Annotated in this window: 16 protein-coding genes; 3 read left to right on the top strand and 13 right to left on the bottom strand. The window is 73.8% G+C overall.

What is annotated here, in order from left to right; genetic code table 11:
• Positions 1–138: 138 nt before the first annotated feature.
• The 4 genes from VKA29_RS04450 to lipB all read right to left on the bottom strand — a co-directional run bounded on the left by VKA29_RS04450 (position 139) and on the right by lipB (position 3438).
• Positions 139–840, bottom strand: coding sequence for a DUF4191 domain-containing protein (locus VKA29_RS04450; protein ID WP_324783829.1), 702 nt, complete (start codon positions 838–840; stop codon positions 139–141).
• A gap of 173 nt (positions 841–1013) precedes the next feature.
• Positions 1014–1253: a hypothetical protein gene (locus tag VKA29_RS04445; protein WP_324783828.1), complete on the bottom strand. Its 240-nt coding sequence runs from the start codon at positions 1251–1253 to the stop codon at positions 1014–1016.
• 292 nt (positions 1254–1545) lie between these two features.
• Positions 1546–2535 (bottom strand): lipoyl synthase, encoded by a 990-nt coding sequence (gene lipA, locus VKA29_RS04440; RefSeq protein WP_324783827.1) that lies wholly within the window; start codon positions 2533–2535, stop codon positions 1546–1548.
• A 105-nt stretch (positions 2536–2640) separates the two neighbouring features.
• Positions 2641–3438, bottom strand: a complete 798-nt coding sequence (gene lipB, locus VKA29_RS04435; protein WP_324783826.1) for a lipoyl(octanoyl) transferase LipB — start codon at positions 3436–3438, stop codon at positions 2641–2643.
• 252 nt (positions 3439–3690) lie between these two features.
• On the opposite strand from lipB, the gene VKA29_RS04430 reads away from it, so the two are divergent.
• The gene (locus VKA29_RS04430; protein ID WP_324783825.1) at positions 3691–5160 is read left to right on the top strand and encodes a regulator; all 1470 of its coding nucleotides are present in this window, start codon (positions 3691–3693) and stop codon (positions 5158–5160) included.
• 138 nt (positions 5161–5298) lie between these two features.
• Here VKA29_RS04430 and VKA29_RS04425 read toward each other — a convergent pair whose 3' ends face one another.
• Positions 5299–6645, bottom strand: a complete 1347-nt coding sequence (locus tag VKA29_RS04425; RefSeq protein WP_324783824.1) for an NAD(P)/FAD-dependent oxidoreductase — start codon at positions 6643–6645, stop codon at positions 5299–5301.
• Between the two features lie 228 nt (positions 6646–6873).
• A complete protein-coding gene (locus tag VKA29_RS04420) occupies positions 6874–7779 on the bottom strand; it encodes a TIGR01777 family oxidoreductase (RefSeq protein WP_324783823.1) in 906 nt (301 codons plus the stop codon).
• A 68-nt stretch (positions 7780–7847) separates the two neighbouring features.
• Here VKA29_RS04420 and VKA29_RS04415 point away from each other — a divergent pair, with 68 nt between their 5' ends.
• Entirely contained in the window at positions 7848–8336 is a 489-nt protein-coding gene (locus tag VKA29_RS04415; RefSeq protein WP_324783822.1) for a GNAT family N-acetyltransferase, read from the top strand.
• A 48-nt stretch (positions 8337–8384) separates the two neighbouring features.
• Here the strand turns inward: VKA29_RS04415 and VKA29_RS04410 are convergent, their stop codons facing one another.
• Positions 8385–9569, bottom strand: coding sequence for a MarP family serine protease (locus VKA29_RS04410; RefSeq protein ID WP_324783821.1), 1185 nt, complete (start codon positions 9567–9569; stop codon positions 8385–8387).
• A 188-nt stretch (positions 9570–9757) separates the two neighbouring features.
• Between VKA29_RS04410 and VKA29_RS04405 the strand changes: the two genes are divergently transcribed.
• Positions 9758–10651, top strand: a complete 894-nt coding sequence (locus tag VKA29_RS04405; protein WP_420718435.1) for a peptidoglycan recognition protein — start codon at positions 9758–9760, stop codon at positions 10649–10651.
• A 622-nt stretch (positions 10652–11273) separates the two neighbouring features.
• Here the strand turns inward: VKA29_RS04405 and VKA29_RS04400 are convergent.
• The 6 genes from VKA29_RS04400 to lpdA all read right to left on the bottom strand — a co-directional run bounded on the left by VKA29_RS04400 (position 11274) and on the right by lpdA (position 20200).
• Entirely contained in the window at positions 11274–11792 is a 519-nt protein-coding gene (locus tag VKA29_RS04400) for a DUF4240 domain-containing protein (RefSeq protein WP_324783885.1), read from the bottom strand.
• On the bottom strand, positions 11792–12823 hold the full coding sequence (locus VKA29_RS04395; protein ID WP_324783819.1) for a YafY family protein: 1032 nt from the start codon (positions 12821–12823) through the stop codon (positions 11792–11794). The genes VKA29_RS04400 and VKA29_RS04395 overlap by 1 nt, the downstream gene beginning before the upstream one ends.
• A 117-nt stretch (positions 12824–12940) precedes the next feature.
• On the bottom strand, positions 12941–15679 hold the full coding sequence (aceE, locus tag VKA29_RS04390; protein WP_324783818.1) for a pyruvate dehydrogenase (acetyl-transferring), homodimeric type: 2739 nt from the start codon (positions 15677–15679) through the stop codon (positions 12941–12943).
• A 292-nt stretch (positions 15680–15971) separates the two neighbouring features.
• Complete coding sequence (locus VKA29_RS04385) at positions 15972–16595, bottom strand: GntR family transcriptional regulator (protein WP_324783817.1); 624 nt, start codon at positions 16593–16595, stop codon at positions 15972–15974.
• A gap of 284 nt (positions 16596–16879) precedes the next feature.
• On the bottom strand, positions 16880–18751 hold the full coding sequence (sucB, locus tag VKA29_RS04380) for a 2-oxoglutarate dehydrogenase, E2 component, dihydrolipoamide succinyltransferase (protein WP_324783816.1): 1872 nt from the start codon (positions 18749–18751) through the stop codon (positions 16880–16882).
• 60 nt (positions 18752–18811) lie between these two features.
• Positions 18812–20200 (bottom strand): dihydrolipoyl dehydrogenase, encoded by a 1389-nt coding sequence (lpdA, locus tag VKA29_RS04375; RefSeq protein WP_324783815.1) that lies wholly within the window; start codon positions 20198–20200, stop codon positions 18812–18814.
• Positions 20201–20328 lie beyond the last annotated feature (128 nt).

Genomic DNA, 20328 nt, shown 5'->3' with positions numbered 1-20328 from the left:
CCGGGGCGCCCCCCCGTCGTATGCGCTGCGACCGGGCGACCGGGCGGGCGCCCCGAAGGGGGCGCGGGGACGTGCCCGGCCAGCCACAGCGGCGCCGCAGTCGGCCGACGGCGCGACATGGCACGGCCGGTGGAGCCCTCAGCGGGCCTTCGGCCCGCCCTTCGGGAGCTTCATGCCCCGCGGCATCGGCCCCTTCGGCAGCGGCATGTTGCTCATCAGGTCGCCGAGCGCGCGCAGCCGGTCGTTGGTCGCGGTGACCTGCGGACCGGTGAGCACCCGCGGGAACTTCAGCATCGTGGTCCGCAGCTTCTTCAGCTCGACCTGGCCCTCGCCCGTGCCGACGATCACGTCGTGCACCGGCACGTCCGCGACGATGCGGTTCATCTTCTTCTTCTCGGCGGCCAGCAGGCTCTTGACCCGGTTCGGGTTGCCCTCGGCGATCAGCACGATGCCGGCCTTGCCGACGGCCCGGTGCACCACGTCCTGGCTGCGGTTCATCGCCACCGCGGGTGTCGTCGTCCAGCCCCGGCCGATGTTGTCGAGCACGGCCGCGGCGGCGCCCGGCTGGCCCTCCATCTGCCCGAAGGCCGCTCGCTCGGCCCGGCGCCCGAACACGATCGCCGTCGCGAGGAAAGCGAGCAGGAAGCCCAGGATCCCGAGATAGATGGGGTGACCGATCAAGAAACCGATCGCGAGGAAGACACCGAAGGTGATGATGCCGACAGCCGCGAGTACAAGACCGATCTTCTTGTCGGCCCTGCGGGTCATCTTGTAGGTCAGGGCGATCTGCTTCAGTCGCCCGGTGTTCGCAGCGTCCGCTGCGGTTTCCTTCCTCGCCATGCCACGAAGTCTACGTGGCCCCGGGAGCGTCGACGACGGCGGTGCCGGTGGGGAAGGGGCGCGGGTGGATCGGGAAGGCCCCTCGGACGCTCCGGCCGCTCAGCCGCTGGGCTGCTCCGGCCGCTCAGCCGCTGGGCTGCTCCGGGCGCTCAGCCGCTGGGCTGCTCGGCTGCTCAGCCGCGCGGGCTCTCGGTCGCGGCGGGCGCTCGGAGGCGCGTCGTGGTGGCGGTCTGTTCGAGGACGCGCTGGGCCTCGACCCGGTCCTTGGCCCGGCGGCGGTCCTCCAGGACGGAGGTCCAGGCGTTGCGGCGGGCGGTGCGCTGGCCGCCGCTCATCAGCAGCGACTCGACGGCGCGCAGGGCGTCGGTGAAGGACGGGATGACGGTTGCCCGGACGGGCGGCGCTGCCTGCATGGTGGAGGTCCCCCCTCGGTACGGCTCCGGGTGCGGATGTACGTGGTGTGATTTCAGGGTCACTGTTCGGTGTTACCAGGGCGTGACCGACCGGTCAAACGCCCATGAAGCGCCGATGTGCGGTGGCGGGCGGGCGGTGAACGCCGACGCGGCCCCGGCCGATGCCCTCATCTGCGAGGACGGCCGGGACCGCGTCGATCCGGTCGCTACCGGTCAGTAGGATCTTGTGCGCGAATTCACACGCTTGGCGCAAGCCGTACGGGGCACGGCGGCTGACGGAGTGTCAGGCGGGTCACGCGGACTGCGGGGCGCCGTGCGCGTCCCCCCGCTGCGGAGCGGCCGACTCGCGCAGCTCCACGGCCATCCGGTACAGCCGCCCGGCGCGGTAGGAGGAGCGCACCAGCGGGCCGGACATGACCCCGGAGAAGCCGATCTGCTCGGCCTCCTCCTTCAGCTCGACGAACTCCTGCGGCTTGACCCAGCGCTCCACCGGGTGGTGGCGCACGGACGGGCGCAGGTACTGCGTGATGGTGACCAGCTCGCAGCCGGCGTCGTGCAGCTGCCGCAGCGCGTCGCTGACCTCCTCGCGGGTCTCGCCCATGCCGAGGATGAGGTTCGACTTGGTGACCAGGCCGTAGTCGCGGGCGGCCGTGATGACCTGCAGCGAGCGCTCGTAGCGGAAGCCGGGGCGGATCCGCTTGAAGATCCGCGGGACCGTCTCGACGTTGTGCGCGAAGACCTCGGGCCGGGAGGAGAACACCTCCTGGAGCTGCTCGGGGACCGCGTTGAAGTCGGGGGCCAGCAGCTCGACCTTGGTGTGCCCGCCCTCGCGGCCGGCCGTCTGCCGGTGGATCTGCCGCACCGTCTCGGCGTACAGCCAGGCGCCGCCGTCCTCGAGGTCGTCGCGGGCGACGCCGGTGATGGTGGCGTAGTTCAGGTCCATGGTGACCACGGACTCGCCGACGCGGCGCGGCTCGTCACGGTCGAGCGCCTCGGGCCTGCCGGTGTCGATCTGGCAGAAGTCGCAGCGCCGGGTGCACTGGTCGCCGCCGATGAGGAAGGTCGCCTCGCGGTCCTCCCAGCACTCGTAGATGTTCGGGCAGCCCGCTTCCTGGCAGACCGTGTGCAGGCCCTCGCTCTTCACGAGGTTCTGCATCTTGGTGTACTCGGGGCCCATTTTCGCCCGGGTCTTGATCCACTCGGGCTTGCGCTCGATGGGGGTCTGGCTGTTGCGGACCTCCAGGCGCAGCATCTTGCGTCCGTCGGGGGTGACTGCGGACACAGCGGCTCCCTGTAGCTTTCGATTCCTCGGCGTACACCAGGGTACGCCCGTGATGTGTACGGCCTTCCGGCCGGGCGGACCCCCGTCAGCGGGGGCCGTTTCCCCTTAGGCGGAAGCCCGTTCGATCTCCCGCGGCTTCGGCTCCGCGCTCTCCAGGACGTCCCTCAGATGCCGCTCCACCACCGGCAGCACCTCGTCGATCGTCACGTCCCGGCCCAGTTCGCCGGCCAGCGAGGCGACCCCCGCGTCCCGGATCCCGCACGGGATGATCTTGTCGAACCAGCGGTTGTCCGGGTTCACGTTCAGGGCGAAGCCGTGCATGGTGACGCCCTTGGCGACCCGGATGCCGATCGCGGCGATCTTGCGGTCCTCCCGGCGCTGGCCGGCGTTGGAGGGCGCGTACTCGGGGCCGTTGAGCCGCGGGTCGAACTCCTCGTCGTGCAGCCGGGGGTCGAAGTCCAGCGACAGTCCGCCGAACGCCGGCCGCTGCTCCACCGGGTCGCCGAGCACCCACACCCCGCTGCGGCCCTCGACCCGGGTGGTCTCCAGGCCGAACTCCGCGCAGGTGAGGATCAGGGCCTCCTCGAGCCGCCGTACGTGCGCCACCACGTCCACCGGGCGCGGCAGCTTCAGGATCGGGTAGCCCACCAGCTGGCCCGGGCCGTGCCAGGTGATCTTGCCGCCGCGGTCGACGTCGACGACCGGGGTGCCGTCCAGGGGGCGCTCGTCGTCCGCGGTGCGCCGGCCGGCGGTGTAGACCGGCGGGTGCTCCAGGAGCAGGACGGTGTCGGGGATCTCGTCCGCGAAGCGCGCCGCGTGCACCCGGCGCTGTTCGTCCCACGCCTGCCGGTACTCGACCGCCTGTGCGCCGAACCCCATCTGGACGAACCGCAACTCGCTCACGGCAAGCGCCTCCCTCGAATCCGTAAGGCATGACATGCGCCCACGCCACTGTACGTCCGCCCGGACCGCGTCAGCTCCACGGTCAATCCTCACACGATCGGATGAATGAAGGTCGAAATGTGCGACCGGGCGCTCACGCTCCGCTACATTCGCGCCGTTCACCAGGCCATAAGGGCTGCTCACAGGCAATCCGGGCACCACGGACTCCTTCGGGGCCGCTGGGGGTCCGAAAGGCAGGAGACCGCACCGCAGATGACGGAACGACCCGCGCAGCGCACTCCCAACCGACAGCTCGCCGCGCTCATCGCAGAAGCGGGCTTCTCCAACGCGGGTCTCGCCCGCCGGGTGGACCAGCTCGGCCTGGAGCACGGCCTGGATCTCAGATACGACAAGACCTCCGTCACCCGGTGGCTGCGCGGCCAGCAGCCCCGCGGCACCACCCCCGCCCTCATCGCCGAGGTCTTCACCCGGCGTCTGGGCCGCCGCCTCACCGCCCAGGACCTCGGCCTCGACGCCTGCGCGCCGGTCTACGCGGGGCTGGAGTTCGCCGGCACGCCGGAGGAGGCCGTCGACATCGTCAGCGGGCTGTGGCGCAAGGACTCCGGCAGCCACGCCGAGCTGCGCAAGATCGCGTTCACCCCGGCCGGGCTCGTGGTGCCCAGCCGGGACTGGCTGATCGGCCGCGCCGACGACCATCTCGCCCGCGGCGAGCAGCAGTCCCCCGCCGCCGAGGCCGCCCGGGCGGGCCGGACCCCCGCCGTCCCCGCCCAGGGCCGCCCCGTGGTGCCCCGTCAGCGCGGCGCCGAACGCGCACCCGGCCAGAAGGTCACCACCGGCGACGTCGCCGCGCTGCGCTCGGTCGCCGACCTGTTCCGCGCCCTCGATCACATGTACGGCGGCGGCCACGCCCGGCAGGCCCTGGTGCGCTACCTGGAGCACGAGTGCGAGCCGATGCTGCGCGGCACCTACGGCGAGCAGACCGGCCGCCGCCTGTTCGCCGCCACCGCGGACCTGACCCGGCTCGCGGGCTGGACGTCGTACGACATCGCCGCGCACGGGCTCGCCCAGCGCTACTTCGTGCAGGCGCTGCGGCTCGCCCAGGCCGCCGCGGACCGGGCCTACGGCAGCTACGTCCTGGTCACCATGAGCCGGCAGGCCGTCTACCTGGGCCACGGCCGCGAGGCAGTGCAGCTCGCGCGCGTGGCCCAGCAGGGCGTCGGCACCGGCGCCCCGCCGGTGGTGCAGGCGCTGCTGCACGCGGCCGAGGCGCGCGGGCACGGCGTGCTCGGCGAGGTGCGCAACTGCACCGCCTCGCTGGTGCGCGCCGAACGCGCCCTGGAGACGGCGCGCCCCGGCGACGAGGTGCCCTTCTGGGCCCGCTCCTTCGACGAGGCGCAGCTCGCCGACGAGTTCGGGCACTGCCACCGCGACCTGCAGCAGTTCCGCGCGGCCGCCCAGCACGCCGAGCGCTCCCTGCAACTGCGCGCGCCCTCCTACGCGCGCAGCCGCCTGTTCAGCCGTGTCGTGCTCGCCTCCGCCCGGCTCGGCCTCGGCGAACTCGACGAGGCCTGCCGGCTCGGCGTGGAGGCCGCCGCGCAGTCCGCGGAGATGCGGTCGGTGCGGGCGGTCGAGTACGTCAAGGACTTCGAGCGCCGGCTCGAGCCGTACAAGGACGCGGCACCGGTGCGGGGCTACCGAGACAAGATCGCGGCACTGCAGTAGCCCGGCCCCACCGCGGCCCGAGCCCACCGCGGACCGGTCGTGTCCTGGCCCGGTCGTGTCACGGCCCGGCGCCACCGCGGCCCGGCCCCCCACCGCGGCCCGGTCGTGCCACGGACCGGTAGCGCCCGGACCGGCCCGTCAGGCCGCCTCCCGCAGCGCGGTGCCCGGCGGTTCGGCACGGTGCATCGAGCCCGCGCCCAGGTCGGCCAGGATCGCCGCGGAGGCCCGGTGGCCGGAGTGCAGGGCGCCCTGCACCGTGCTGGTGTCGCGGTGGTCGCCGCACACGTACAGGCCCGCCAGCAGCCGTACCGGCCGCCGCAGGTCGTGCGGTGGCCGCATGGCCGGCACGGCCTCGGCGGTGTGGTGCACGGCGAGGGTCTCCCAGCGCGCCGTCGAGGTGCCGTACAGCCGGGCCAGGTGCATGCGCACGGCCGTGTCGAGCTCCGGCGGGGGCGGGCCGAGGACCGTCGAGGAGACCAGGGTGCGGCCCGCGGGCGCGCGGGCGGGATCGACCCGGCTGACGACCGCGGTGTGCGCGACCGGTCCGCCCCGGTCCGCGTCGAGCAGCAGGAAGGCGCCCGTGCCGGGCGGCTCGTCGGTCGCGTGGTGCACCACCGTCACCGGGTGGAAGTCCGGCACGCGCAGACCGGGCAGCAGCTCCGCGGCGGCCCGCGCGTCGGTCGCCAGCAGCACCGCCCGGCAGCGGATCTCGCCGTGCTCGGCGGTGGTCACACCGTTCGTGGAGACGGAGGTCACCCGGACGCCGGTGCGTACGGTGCCCGGCGGCAGCCCCCGGGCGAGCAGCTCCGGCAGCGCCTCGGCGCCGCCCTCCGGCAGGCACAGCCGCCCGCTCGCGTACGCGCGCAACGCGAGGTCGGCGACCCTGCTGGACGTGGTCAGCTCCGGGTCGCACAGCAGCGCGGCGAGCAGCGGACGCAGGAACCCGTCGACCGTGCGGGCGGGGAGGCCGCGGGCCGCCAGCGCCTGCCCGGCGGGCAGCTCCGGCCGGGCCAGCAGCCGTTCGGCCCGGGTGGCGGCCAGACGGGCCAGGGCGGTGCCCAGGCGGGCCTGGTCGACGGCGGTGCCCAGCGGGGCGCCGGACCGGGGAGCGCTCCGGGAGGGGGTGCTCGCCAGCGCGCGCACCGCGTGGAGTGCGCCCCGTGCGCCCCCCGTGGCCGCCGGAAGTCCGGCACGGTGCCTGCGCCCGTCGCTGTGCAGCAGGACACCCGGGGCGAAGGGCCGCAGGACCAGCCCGTCGAGACCGGGTGTCAGACGTAGTTCGGGATACGCCGTGCACAGCAGCTGGCCGACGCGGTCGAGCCGGAACCCGTCGACCTTCTCCGTGGCCATGCGGCCGCCGGCGCACGGGCCGGCCTCCAGGACCGTGGTCGTCACTCCTGCGCTGGTCAGCCGGTGCGCCGCGGAGAGCCCGGCGACCCCGGCTCCCACGATGACGACGTCCGCTCGGTACATGGGCTCAAGCACGTGCCCCTCCTCGAGGTTGCGCGGCCGGTGGAGACGTGATGCCCCCGACAGGCTCCGGGAATACCCGAGTTCGGGTCGAGGTTAGGGCCGTGACCGACCGTCGGCAGTCGCGCACGGACAGGGCACGGTCGCACACCGGTCGCATGCGGTCGTGCCCCGGCCGGCGCCGCGCTCCCGGTCGCCGTGCCCGACGCCGCCGTGCCCGGTGGCCGCCGTGCCCGACGGTCGCTACGGCTGCGCGTCCGCCGCCCTGATCGACTCCTCGATGTCCGGGAACGCGAACGCGAACCCCGACGCCAGCAGCCGCGCCGGCAGCACCCGTGCGCTGCCCAGCACGTCCCCGGCCATCTCGCCCAGCACCGTCCGCAGCACCGGCGCCGGCACCGGCAGCAGCGTCGGCCGGTGCAGCACGCGCCCCATCGCCGCGGTGATCTCACGGTTGGTCCGCGGATGCGGGGCGGTCAGGTTGACCGGCCCGGACAGGCCGTCGGTGTCGATCAGATGCCGCAGGGCGGCCACCTCGTCGTGCAGCGAGATGTACGACCAGTACTGCCGCCCGTCGCCGATCCGCCCGCCGAGCCCCGCCTTGAACAGCGGGAACAGCCGGGCCCAGGCCCCGCCCGAGCGGGCCACCACCAGCCCCGTCCGCGCGAACACCGTGCGCACGCCCGCCTCCTGGGCGGGCGCCGCCGCGCCCTCCCACTCCACGCACAGGGCGGGCAGGAAGCCCTCCCCGGGCGGCGCGCTCTCGTCGACCGCGCGGTCGCCGGTGTCGCCGTAGAAGCCGATCGCACTGCCGTTCACGAACACCCGCGGCCTGGGCTCCAGCGCGGCGACCGCCTCCGCCAGCACCGAGGTGCCGCGCACCCGGCTGTCGCGGACCGTCCGCTTGTACTCCTCCGTCCACCGCCGGTCGCCCACCCCGGCGCCCGCGAGGTTGACCACCGCGTCGCACCCGGCGAGCCCGGCCGCGTCCACGTACCCCTCCTCGGGGTTCCAGCGCACCTCGTCCCGCTCCCGCGCCGCCCGGCGGACCAGCCGCACCACCTCGTGCCCGTCGGCCCGCAGGGACCGCACCAGCGCCGAGCCGATCAGACCCGAGGCGCCGGCCACCGCGATTCGTGAACTCTCCATGATCCCCATCCTGTACGGGCGTGCCGGGTCCCGGTCCGGTTCCGGGCCCTCCTCATAGAGTGACCGTCATGTCCGCCACACACATACGCCACGCCACGTACGCCGACGAGGACGCCCTGTCCCTGCTCGACCGGGCGACCTGGTCCCCCCTGCACGCGGTCACCCCGCCCCCGCGGGAGCCGTACGAGCCCTTCTTCCGGGAGACCGCGGGCCCCGGCGACCACCTGGTCGCCGAGACCGACGGCCGTGTGGTGGGCTACATCCGCCTCGGTTTCCCCACCGAACTGGCGTCCAACGCGCACGTCCGGCAGATCCGCGGGCTGGCGGTGGCCGAGGAGGCCCGCGGCAGGGGCGTCGGCCGGGCGCTGCTGCGCGCCGCCGTCGAGGAGGCCCGCGACCGCGGCGCCCGGCGCATCACCCTGCGGGTGCTGGGCCACAACACCGCCGCCCGCAAGCTGTACGAGTCCGAGGGCTTCGTCGTCGAGGGCGTACAGCCGGAGGAGTTCTGCCTGGACGGCGCCTACGTCGACGACGTCCTCATGGGCCGCTTCCTGTGACCCGGGTTCCTGCCCCCGGGCCCCCGCCGCCTCGGGAACCGACGGCCCTCAGGAACTGACCAGGTCGCCGGTGTCCACCGGCGCCGTCGCCGTGGCCGCGCGCCAGGCGTCGGAGGCCACCTCCGCGGCCGTCAGGGCGTAGCCCGTCGCGTCGTCCGAGGTGGACCGGGCGAACACGACGCCGTAGACCCGGCCGTCGGGGGTCAGCAGCGGGCCGCCGGAGTTGCCGGGGCGGACGGTGGAGCGGATCGCGTAGATCTCCCGCGTCACCGTGGACTCGTTGTAGATGTCCCGGCCGGTCGCCCGCACCCGGTTCGCCACCGTCGCCGCCTGCAGGTTCAGGTCGCCGTCCTGCGGATAGCCGGCCACCACCGCCGAGTCCCCGCGCGCCGCGCCGTCGTCGAAGCGGAGCACGGGGGCGGTCAGCCCCGGCACGTACAGCACGGCCACGTCCCGCTCGGGGTCGAACAGCACCACGCGCGCCCGGTACGACGGCCCGACCCCGCCCACCCGCACGCCAGGGGCGTCGATGCCGGCCACCACGTGGGCGTTGGTCATCACGCGCTCCCGGGCGTACACGAACCCGCTGCCCTCCCGGCCCTCGTCGCCGGAGACGCCCTCGATCTTCACGGTGCTCAGCTGGGCCGCCTTCGTCGCGCTCGCCGTGACGCTGTCGCCGGAGGGCTCGGCCGCCCGCGCCGCCGACTCGTTCTCGAAGGGGTTGAAGACCTGCGGGAAGCCCGCCCGGTCCAGCGCCGACGTGGCCCGCGAGAACCACGCGGGCGTGGTCCGCGGCATCGCCTCCTGCACCGTGCCGAGCAGGGCCGAGTCCCGGATCGCCGTGTTGACCACCGGCGACGAGGACGCGCCCAGCACGCTCGCCGCCACCCACGCCACGATCAGCACCGCCACCGAGTTGGCCGCGGCCCCGCCGGCCCCGTCCGCCACCCGCAGCGGCCCCCGGTCCAGCTCGCGGCGCAACAGCAGCGCCGGCCGGCCCGCCAGCTCGTGCCCCAGCACGGCCGGCACCAGCACGGTCAGCACCGCGGTCACGGTCGCGCGGGTGGTCCCCGGCGTCACCAGGCCCATCACCGACGGCAGCGCCCACACACCGACGACCGCGCCGCCGACGAACCCGGCCAGCGAGACGCAGCCGGCCACCAGCCCGCGCCGGTAGCCGGACACCGCGTAGGCCGCGACCACCGGCAACAGGAGGATGTCGAGCAGATCCACCAGGCCGCCTCTCTCTCGGACCCCTCAGTACGACGGGACGGGCCCGGTGATCAGTCACCCGCGCGTGCGGCGCCCGGAACGGGGCCACGCCTGCGGGTACCCGAAAAACGTCGCGGACCGGGACGATGGTTCCACCGGGTGGCAGACCACACATCGCGGACCCGGGGGATCAGCCCGACAGTGGGACCATGCGTGTCTTCCGACCGGCCTTACGAAGAGCGCGCAGGGTGCGCAGGCGAACCGTGGCGCGCATACGCCGGCTGCCCCATGCCACCCGGGTGACGCTCGTCTGCCTGCCCGCGCTGGCCGCCGTCCTGGTGCTGGCGCTGTTCGTGAGCGACGCCGGCCGGCCGGCCGGCGTCCACCGCCCCCGGCCCGCCCCCGCGACCCGCCCCCCTCAGCCCTCGGCCGCCCGGCCCCCCATCGTGCCCCGCTCGGCCTGGCTCGGCCCCGCGCGGCTGCACCCCCAGCCGCCCCCGCGCTACGCCGACGAGGTCATCGCCGTCGTCGTCCACCACACCGACTCGCCCAACGGGTACGCGTGCGCCGACGCGCCCCGCGTCATCCGCCGCATCTACGAGGAGCAGACCGGTGTCCGGGGATGGGACGACATCGGCTACAACTTCCTCGTCGACCGCTGCGGCACCATCTACGAGGGCCGCGCCGGAGGCATCGACCGTCCCGTCATCGGCGCCCACACGCAGGGCTTCAACCACCGCACGGCCGGTGTCGCCGCCATCGGCACCTTCACGGCCGGCATGACCGTCCCCAAGGCCATGACCGACGCGATCGCCGCCGTCGCCGCCTGGAAGCTGGGCCTGGCCGGCGTCGACCCGCGCGCCATCGTCCACCTGATCTCCAGCAGCGGCCTCAGCCGCTTCCCCGCCGGCGCCTCCGCCGCGCTGCCCGCGATCGCCGGCCACGACGACGGCTACCGGACGAGCTGCCCCGGCGCCGCGCTGTCCGCCCGCCTGCCGGAGATCAGGGGGCTGGCGGCACGGCTGCAGGGCCGCTCGTCACCCCAGCAGCCACGTCACAGCCGACGCGCAGGGCACGCGGATCCCGCCCGTCCACGGTCCTGACCACAGGCCGACCGGAGGTGGGGAGCATGAGCCGCATCAGCAGCAGGGGACGCTTCCGGATACGTCTTCCCGGTCATGTTCGCCGTCTTCGGCGGTGGTCTGCGCGGTCGCGGCCGTCGTCCTCGGCCCGGCCGCCGCCACGGCGTCCGCGCTCGACCAGGCCGACAAGGCACCGCCGCACCACGCGGTGGCGGCCGAGCGCACGCAGGCGTACCTCCCCCGGAACCGACGGGCCGCCGGCGAACCGCCGCCTGAGCGATCGGCGCCGTCGGCGCGGGCCTGCGCGGCCGGTCCGCGCGCCTGCGCGCCTGTGTGTCCCGTCCGCGCGCCCGTCGGTCCGCGTGCCTGCGCGCCCGTGCGTCCCGCCCGTCGGTCCGCGTGCCTGCGCGCCCGTGCGTCCCGCCCGTCGGTCCGCGTGCCCTGCGTGCCTGTGTGTCCCGTCCGCGCGCCCGTCGGTCCGCGTGCCTGCGCGCCCGTGCGTCCCGTCCGCCGGTCCGCGTGCCCTGCGTGCCTGTGTGTCCCGTCCGCGCGCCCGTCGGTCCGCGTGCCTGCGCGCCCGTGCGTCCCGTCCGCCGGTCCGCGCGCCTGCGCGCCTGCGCGCCCGCGCGTCCCGGCCGTGCGGTCAGTCCCTGAAGCGCTCCCACAGCCTGGGATACCGCTCCGCCAGCGCCCGCTCGTTCTCGAAGTCGACCGGGGAGCCCACCGGTTCCAGCGGCGCCGCAGGGATGCCCAGGTCGGGCGCGACGGTGCCGGTGAGCTGCTCGTACGCCTCGTCCGCGGCGTAGCCGAGCTCCTCGCCGTCGCCGTCCACCTCCTCGTCGAAGTCCGCCAGCAGGTCCGCCAGCGCGTCCGGATCGTGCACCGCGCCCTCGTACACCTCCCGGCCCTGCCCGATCAGCCAGCAGCGGAAGAAGTCGAAGGCGTCGTCGCTCGCGCCGTCCAGCAGCACCCAGGCGGCGCCCCACAGGTCCCAGGTGTACGCCCGGTTGTAGCGGGCCTCGAAGTGACGGGCGAAGTCCAGCACCAGCTCCGGGTCGAGCCGCAGCAGACGCTCCACGAGCAGCTCGGCCTGCTCCTCGGGGTCGCCCTCGGCGGCCTCCCGGGTGGCGTCCACCAGCTCCCAGAACTCCGTCTCGTCCATCACGGGTCCAGCATCGGCCCTGGGCGGGCGGGGCGCACGCGGAGTACGGCGGGCCGCCGCGACCCGTACAGGAGGGCGAGCCGGGCCGCGTCGTCGGCCAGACGCGCCCGCAGACCCGCCGGCGCCAGCACCTCCGCCTCCGGCCCGAGCGCCGTGAGCTGGGTGTGGGCGACCTCCTCGGACTCCACCGGCAGGGTCACCGTCACCCAGCCGTCGCCGTCGGGCGCGCCCGCCGCGGCCAGCGCCTCCCGGGCGGCCTGCGGATCGACGGCGTACGGCAGCCTGCGCACCCCCTCGCCGGACAGCCGGACCACCACCTCGGCCCGCAGGATCGACCGGGCGAACTGCTCGGCCCGCTCCTCCCAGAAGGCGGGCAGATCGAAGTCCTCGTCCCGCTCGAAGCGCTCCCCGTCCGCCTCGACCGCCGTGAACCGGTCGAGGCGGTACACCCGGCAGGACCCGCCGGCCGCCACCCGCGCGCACAGGTACCAGACCCCCGCCTTCAGCACGAGGCCGTACGGCTCCAGCTCCCGCTCGACCTCCGCCTCCCGGCCGCGGTAGCGCGCGGTGATCCGCCGGTCGTCCCACACCGCCCGCGCCACGGCGGGCAGCAGCTCGGGCGTCGCCGGCTCGGTGAACCAGTTCGGCGCGTCCAGGTGGAACCGCTGGGCGGCCGTCCACGGAGCGTCCCGCAGGGACGGCCCGAGGGCCGCGGACACCTTCAGCCGGGCCGCCGAGGCCGCGTCCTGGAGCCCCATCTCCCGCAGCGCGCCGGGCACACCGCTCAGGAACAGCGCCTCCGCCTCGTCGCGCGCCAGTCCGGTCAGCCGGGTGCGGTAGCCGCCGATCAGCCGGTAACCGCCGGCCCGCCCCCGGTCCGCGTACACCGGCACGCCCGCCTCCGACAGCGCCTGCGCGTCCCGGGTGACCGTCCGCTCCGACACCTCCAGCTCCCGCGCCAGCTCGGCGGCGGTCATCGAGGGCCGGGACTGCAGCAGCAGCACCATTCTGATCAGCCGGGCAGCACGCATACGGCCATCATGCACAAGGCCGGGTCCCCGCCGAGGCGGGGACCCGGCCGCACGGCGGGGACCACGGCCCGCCGGACGCCGTACCAGCAAGCAGTACGGGCCGTATCGCGGGCCGTACTACAGGCCGTACTTCTCGCGCGCTTCCTTCACCGCCGTCGCCTTCACCTCACCGCGCCGGGCCAGCTGGGCCAGGGCCGCGACGACGACCGACTCGGCGTCCACTCCGAAGTGGCGGCGGGCGGCCTCACGGGTGTCGGAGAGGCCGAAGCCGTCGGCGCCGAGCGAGGACCAGTCCTGCTCGACCCACTGCGCGATCTGGTCCGGTACCTGGCGCATGTAGTCGGAGACCGCGAGCACCGGGCCCTCGGCGCCGTGCAGCGCCCGGCGGACGTAAGGCACCCGCTCCTCGCCGCGCAGCAGGGCCGCGTCGGCGTCCAGGGCGTCGCGGCGCAGCTCCGTCCAGGAGGTCGCGGACCACACGTCGGCGGCCACGCCCCACTCCTCGGCGAGCATCCGCTGAGCCCGGACCACCCAGTGGATCGCCGTGCCGGAGCCCAGCAGCTGGATGCGCGGGGCGTCGGCCGCCGGGGCGAACCCGGCCGACTCGGCCGTGCTGAAGCGGTACAGGCCCTTGACGATGCCCTCGTCGACGCCCGGGTCGGACGGCTTCGCGGGCTGCGGCAGCGGCTCGTTGTAGACGGTCAGGTAGTAGAAGACGTTCTGGTCCTCGCCCGGCTTCGCCTCGCCGTACATCCGGCGCAGACCCTCGCGGACGATCACCGCGATCTCGTAGGCGAACGCCGGGTCGTAGCTGAGCGCGGCCGGGTTGGTGGCGGCGATGACCGGGGAGTGGCCGTCGGCGTGCTGCAGGCCCTCGCCGGTGAGCGTGGTGCGGCCCGCCGTCGCGCCGACCAGGAAGCCGCGGCCGAGCTGGTCGCCGAGCTGCCACATCTGGTCGGCCGTGCGCTGCCAGCCGAACATCGAGTAGAAGATGTAGAACGGGATCATCGCCTCGCCGTGCGTCGCGTACGACGTCGAGGCGGCGATGAAGTCGGCCATGGAACCGGCCTCGGTGATCCCCTCGTTGAGGATCTGGCCGTTCTTGGCCTCCTTGTAGTACATCAGCTGGTCGCGGTCGACCGGCTCGTACGTCTGGCCCTTGGGGGAGTAGATCCCGAGGGACGGGAACAGGCTCTCCATGCCGAAGGTGCGGGCCTCGTCGGGGACGATCGGCACCCAGCGCCGGCCGGTCTCCTTGTCGCGGACCAGGTCCTTGACCAGGCGGACGAACGCCATGGTGGTGGCCACGTTCTGGGAACCGGAGCCCTTGTCGAAGGCGGCGAACACTTTCTCGGCGGGGGCGGGCAGCGGCGCCACCGGGTGCACCCGGCGGGCCGGGGCCGGGCCGCCGAGGGCCGCGCGGCGCTCCTGGAGGTAGCGCACCTCGGGGGAGTCGGCGCCCGGGTGGCCGTAGGGGACCACGCCGTCGGTGAAGTCGCTGTCCCTGATCGGGAGTTCGAGCAGGTCACGCATCGCCTTGAACTCGTCCACCGTCAGCTTCTTCATCTGGTGGTTGGCGTTCTTCGACGCGAAGCCCTCGCCGAGGGTGAAGCCCTTGACCGTCTGGGCCAGGATGACCGTCGGGGCGCCCTTGTGCTCGACGGCCGCCTGGTAGGCCGCGTACACCTTGCGGGACTCGTGGCCGCCGCGGGAGAGGTGGAAGCACTCCAGGATCTTGTCGTCGCTCAGCAGCTTCGCCATCTCGGCGAGCGCCGGGTCGGCGCCGAAGAAGTCCTGCCGGATGTAGGCCGCGTCGCGGGTCTGGTACGTCTGCACCTGCGCGTCCGGCACCGCGCGCAGCCGCCGGACCAGCGCGCCGGTGGTGTCCAGGGCGAACAGCTCGTCCCAGGCCGAGCCCCACAGCGTCTTGATCACGTTCCAGCCGGCGCCGCGGAACTGGGCCTCCAGCTCCTGCACGATCTTGAAGTTGGGGCGGACCGGGCCGTCGAGGCGCTGCAGGTTGCAGTTGATGACGAAGGTCAGGTTGTCCAGCTGCTCGCGCGCGGCCAGCGCGAGGGCCGCCGTCGACTCGGGCTCGTCCATCTCGCCGTCGCCGAGGAAGGCCCACACGTGGGAGGCGGAGACGTCCTTGATGCCGCGGGCGGTGAGGTAGCGGTTGAAGCGGGCCTGGTAGATCGCCGACAGCGGGCCGAGGCCCATCGACACCGTCGGGAACTCCCACAGCCACGGCAGGCGGCGCGGGTGCGGGTAGGACGGCAGGCCGTTGCCGCCGGCCTCCTGGCGGAAGTTGTCCAGGTGCGTCTCGCTCAGGCGGCCGTCGAGGAAGGCGCGGGCGTAGATGCCGGGGGAGGCGTGGCCCTGGATGTAGAGCTGGTCGCCCGAGCCTCCCCCGCTCTCGGCTCCGCTCGAGCGGGAGGTGCCCCCACCTTCCTTGCCGTGGAAGAAGTGGTTGAAGCCGGTCTCGTACAGCCAGGCCGCGGAGGCGAAGGTGGCGATGTGGCCGCCGACGCCGTGCTTCGCGCCCCGGGTGACCATGGCGGCCGCGTTCCAGCGGTTCCACGCGGTGATCCGGGCCTCCATCGCCTCGTCACCGGGCACGGCGGGCTCGGCGGCGGTGGGGATGGTGTTGACGTAGTCGGTCTCGAGGAGCTTGGGCAGCGCGATGCCGGTGCCCTCCGCGCGCTCCAGCGTGCGGCGCATCAGGTACGCGGCACGGTGCGGGCCGGCCGCCTTGGCGACCGCGTCCAGCGAGGCCTGCCACTCGGCGGTCTCCTCCGGGTCGCGGTCCGGGAGCTGGTCGAGCTCGCTCGGCTGGATGGCGTTGGAGTCGGTCATGTCGCCGCCTTCCTCAGTCGAAGGGGGTTCCCTCATCGGTAAGGGTTCGGGGGTGCCCTTGGTCTTTGGCAGGACAGGGCGCGGGGCTCGGGTTCGAGCCCGACCGCGACTGTATCTCCCTGATCGATGATCGATCAAAGGGTGACAGGCAAAAACTCTTGATGACGAGAAAGTAGGCACCGGGTGCCGTTCGAACAGGCACCCGGTGCCGCGTTCCGGGGTGGGTCGACGGGCTGTTTCCGCAGGTGAGCGCGGCGCCGCTCGGCCGGGTCAGGCGTGAGCCGGGCGCCTGTCAGGCACGCGGAGCGCAGCCCAGCACGTGCGCCTTCACCAGCTCGGCGATCCTCGGGTCACGCCGGCGGAACGCCTGCACCAGTTCCTCGTGCTCCTCGGCGTACGACTGCTGCACCGTCCCCAGCCACCGGATCGACAGCGCCGTGAACACCTCGATGCCCAGGCCCTCCCAGGTGTGCAGCAGCACCGAATTGCCGGCCGCCCGCACCAGCTCCCGGTGGAAGGCCACCGTGTGCCGCACCTGGGCCGTCCCGTCGGACTTGCGGTCGGCCTCGTACAGCGCGGCGACGTGCGGCTCCAGCGCCGAGCAGTCCTCCGCCAGCCGGTCGGCCGCCAGCTCCGCCGCGATGGCCTCCAGGCCGGCCCGCACCGGGTAGCTCTCCTCCAGGTCGGCCGCCGTCAGGTTGCGCACCCGCACGCCCTTGTTGGGCGCCGACTCGATCAGCCGCAGCGACTCCAGCTCGCGCAGCGCCTCCCGCACCGGCGTCTGGCTGACCTCCAGTTCGGTGGCGATACGGCGCTCCACGATCCGCTCGCCCGGCTGCCAGCGCCCGCTGACGATCCCTTCCACGATGTGCTCGCGGATCTGTTCGCGCAGCGAGTGGACGACGGGCGCGGTCATGAGTGCTCCTTAGGAGAGGGCTCCGAATCCGGTGCTGCGGTCCGAGGGCCGGTGGAGGGACGGCGATCGGGCGGCGGGCGGAACCCCGGGTGCGTTTGACGATTAGACAATAAGGCCGGAAACGGCTTGTGGAGAGGCGCACGGGGGCGCTTTGGCGCAGGTGAGACGAGACTTACACAGCGGTGTCCCCCCGGCCGCCCCCGGGAACGCGCGACGCCCCCGTCCGGAAGGCCCGGACGGGGGCGTCGTACGTACTGCTGCGTGTCCCGGGGGTCACTCGGGGGTCAGAGGCCGAGCTCGACCTCGAACTCGCCGGCCTCCAGGATCGCCTTGACCGCGGTCAGGTAACGGGCCGCGTCGGCGCCGTCCACCAGACGGTGGTCGTAGGAGAGGGTCAGGTAGGTCATGTCGCGGACGCCGATGACCGTGCCCTCCTCGGTCTCGATCACGGCCGGACGCTTGACCGTGGCACCGATGCCGAGGATCGCGACCTGGCCCGGCGGCACGATGATCGTGTCGAACAGCGCGCCGCGCGAACCGGTGTTGGAGATGGTGAAGGTCGCGCCGGACAGCTCGTCCGGGGTGATCTTGTTGGCGCGGACCTTGCCCGCCAGCTCCGCCGTGGCCTTGGCGATGCCCGCGATGTTGAGGTCGCCGGCGTGCTTGATGACCGGGGTCATCAGGCCCTTCTCGGAGTCCACCGCGATACCGACGCTCTCGGTGTCGAAGTAGGTGATGGTCCCCTCGGCCTCGTTGATCCGGGCGTTGATGACCGGGTGGGCCTTCAGCGCCTGCGCGGCGGCCTTGACGAAGAACGGCATCGGGGAGAGCTTGACGCCCTCGCGCGCGGCGAAGGAGTCCTTGGCCTGGGCGCGCAGCCGCATCAGGCGCGTGACGTCGACCTCGACGACCGACGACAGCTGCGCCTGCTCGTGCAGTGCCTTGACCATGTTGTCGCCGATGACCTTGCGGATGCGCGGCATCTTGACGGTCTGGCCGCGCAGCGGCGAGGCCTCCAGGGCCGGCGCCTTCCGGGCGGCCGGAGCAGCCGGGGCGGCCGGGGCCGGGGCAGCGGCGGCGGCCTTCGCGGCCTCGGCGGCGGCGACGACGTCCTGCTTGCGGATGCGGCCGCCGACGCCGGTGCCCTTGACGGTGGACAGGTCGACGCCGTTCTCGGCGGCGAGCTTGCGCACCAGCGGGGTGACGTAGGCGCCGTCGTCACCGGCGATCGCGGCCGGAGCCGGGGCCGGGGCGGGCGCGGGTGCCGGAGCAGCCGGGACCGGCTCGGGGGCCGGGGTGGTGACCTGCTGCGGGGCCGGAGCCGTGGGGGCCTGCGGAGCCGGGGCGGCGGGCGCGGGCGCCGGGGCGGCAGCGGCGGGGGCCGGGGCGGCGGGCGCGGCCGGAGCCGGAGCCGCGGGGGCCTCGGCGGCGGGCGCCGGAGCCGGGGCGGCCGGGGCCGGGGCGGCCGGGGCCGGGGCGGCCGGGGCGGCGCCCGGAGCGCCGATGACGGCGAGCTTGGCGCCGACCTCGGCGGTCTCGTCCTCGCCGACGACGATCTCGAGCAGCACGCCGGAGGCGGGCGCCGGGATCTCGGTGTCGACCTTGTCCGTGGAGACCTCGAGCAGCGGCTCGTCGGCCTCGACGGAGTCGCCGACCGACTTCAGCCAGCGGGTGACGGTGCCCTCGGTGACGGACTCGCCGAGCGCGGGCAGGACGACGTCCGTGCCCTCGGCGGTGCCGGCGCCGGCGGCGGCCTCGGCGGTGGGCGCCGGGGCGGGGGCGGCCTGCTCGGTGGACGGCACCGCGGCCTGCGGGGCCGGCTCGGGCGCCGGGGCCTGCTCGGCGGCCGGAGCGGCGGCAGGGGCGGGCGCCGGGGCCTGCTCGGCGGCCGGGGCGGGGGCCGCGGCGGGGGCGCCGGTGCCGTCGTCGATGACGGCCAGCTCGGCGCCGACCTCGACGGTCTCGTCCTCGGCGACCTTGATGGAGGCCAGGATGCCGGCGGCGGGCGAGGGGATCTCGGTGTCGACCTTGTCGGTCGAGACCTCGAGCAGCGGCTCGTCGGCCTCGACGCGTTCACCCTCGGCCTTCAGCCAGCGGGTGACGGTGCCCTCGGTGACGCTCTCGCCGAGCGCCGGAAGGGTTACGGAAACCGCCATGGTTTCGGTTGCTCCTAACGAATTGCGGAAGTCTGAGTCGTCGCGTTCGTCGACCGAGGGTCAGTCGTGCGAGTGCAGCGGCTTGCCCGCGAGGGCCAGGTGGGCCTCGCCCATCGCCTCGTTCTGCGTCGGGTGGGCGTGGATGAGCTGGGCCACCTCGGCCGGCAGGGCCTCCCAGTTGTAGATCAGCTGGGCCTCGCCGACCTGCTCGCCCATGCGGTCGCCGACCATGTGGACGCCGACCACGGCACCGTCCTTCACCTGGACGAGCTTGATCTCGCCCGCGGTGTTCAGGATCTTGCTCTTGCCGTTGCCCGCCAGGTTGTACTTGAGAGCGACGACCTTGTCCGCGCCGTAGATCTCCTTGGCCTTGGCCTCGGTGATGCCGACGGAGGCGACCTCCGGGTGGCAGTACGTCACCCGCGGGACACCGTCGTAGTCGATCGGGACGGTCTTCAGACCGGCCAGGCGCTCCGCCACCAGGATGCCCTCGGCGAAACCGACGTGCGCCAGCTGGAGCGTCGGCACCAGGTCGCCGACCGCGGAGATGGTCGGTACGTTGGTGCGCATGTACTCGTCGACCAGGACGTAGCCGCGGTCCATGGCGACACCCTGCTCCTCGTAGCCGAGGCCGGCGGAGACCGGGCCGCGGCCGACGGCGACGAGCAGCACCTCGGCCTCGAACTCCTTGCCGTCGGCGAGGGTGACCTTGACACCGTCCTGGGTGTACTCGGCCTTCTGGAAGAAGGTGCCCAGGTTGAACTTGATCCCGCGCTTGCGGAACGCGCGCTCCAGGAGCTTGGAGGAGTTCTCGTCCTCGACCGGGACGAGGTGCTTCAGGCCCTCGATGACCGTGACGTCCGCGCCGAAGGACTTCCACACGGAGGCGAACTCGACGCCGATGACACCGCCGCCCAGGATGATCGCCGACTTCGGCACCCGGTCCATGACGAGGGCGTGGTCGGAGGAGATGACGCGGTTGCCGTCGATCTCCAGGCCGGGCAGCGACTTCGGCACGGAGCCGGTCGCCAGCAGGACGTGGCGGCCCTGGACACGCCGGCCGTTCACGTCGACGGAGGTGGGGGAGGACAGCCGGCCCTCGCCCTCGATGTACGTCACCTTGCGGGACGCGATCAGACCCTGCAGGCCCTTGTACAGGCCGGCGACGACGCCGTCCTTGTACTTGTGCACGGCCGGGACGTCGATGCCCTCGAAGGTGGCCTTGACGCCGAACTGCTCGCTCTCGCGGGCCTGGTCGGCGATCTCGCCCGCGTGCAGCAGGGCCTTGGTGGGGATGCAGCCCCGGTGCAGGCAGGTGCCGCCGACCTTGTCCTTCTCGATCAGGGCGACGTCCAGGCCCAGCTGCGCTCCGCGCAGGGCCGCGGCGTAACCACCGCTACCACCGCCGAGGATCACTAGGTCGAAAACGGTGCTGGCGTCGTTCGCCACGTCACGTCCTCCATGCATGTGCGCCACGCCGGTCGTCGCTGACCGGTCGGCGGCTGGTGTCCGGCCGCTGTTGCTTCGGCCCTGTGGTTGGGGCCCTGTCCTGCCGTGCCCCATCTTCGCACTTGTCG

The organism is Streptomyces sp. H51 (assembly GCF_035656535.1).
GTDB lineage: Bacteria > Actinomycetota > Actinomycetes > Streptomycetales > Streptomycetaceae > Streptomyces.
Note: the sequence above shows the minus strand (reverse complement) of the source record. Positions and strands in the feature narration are given on the sequence as shown.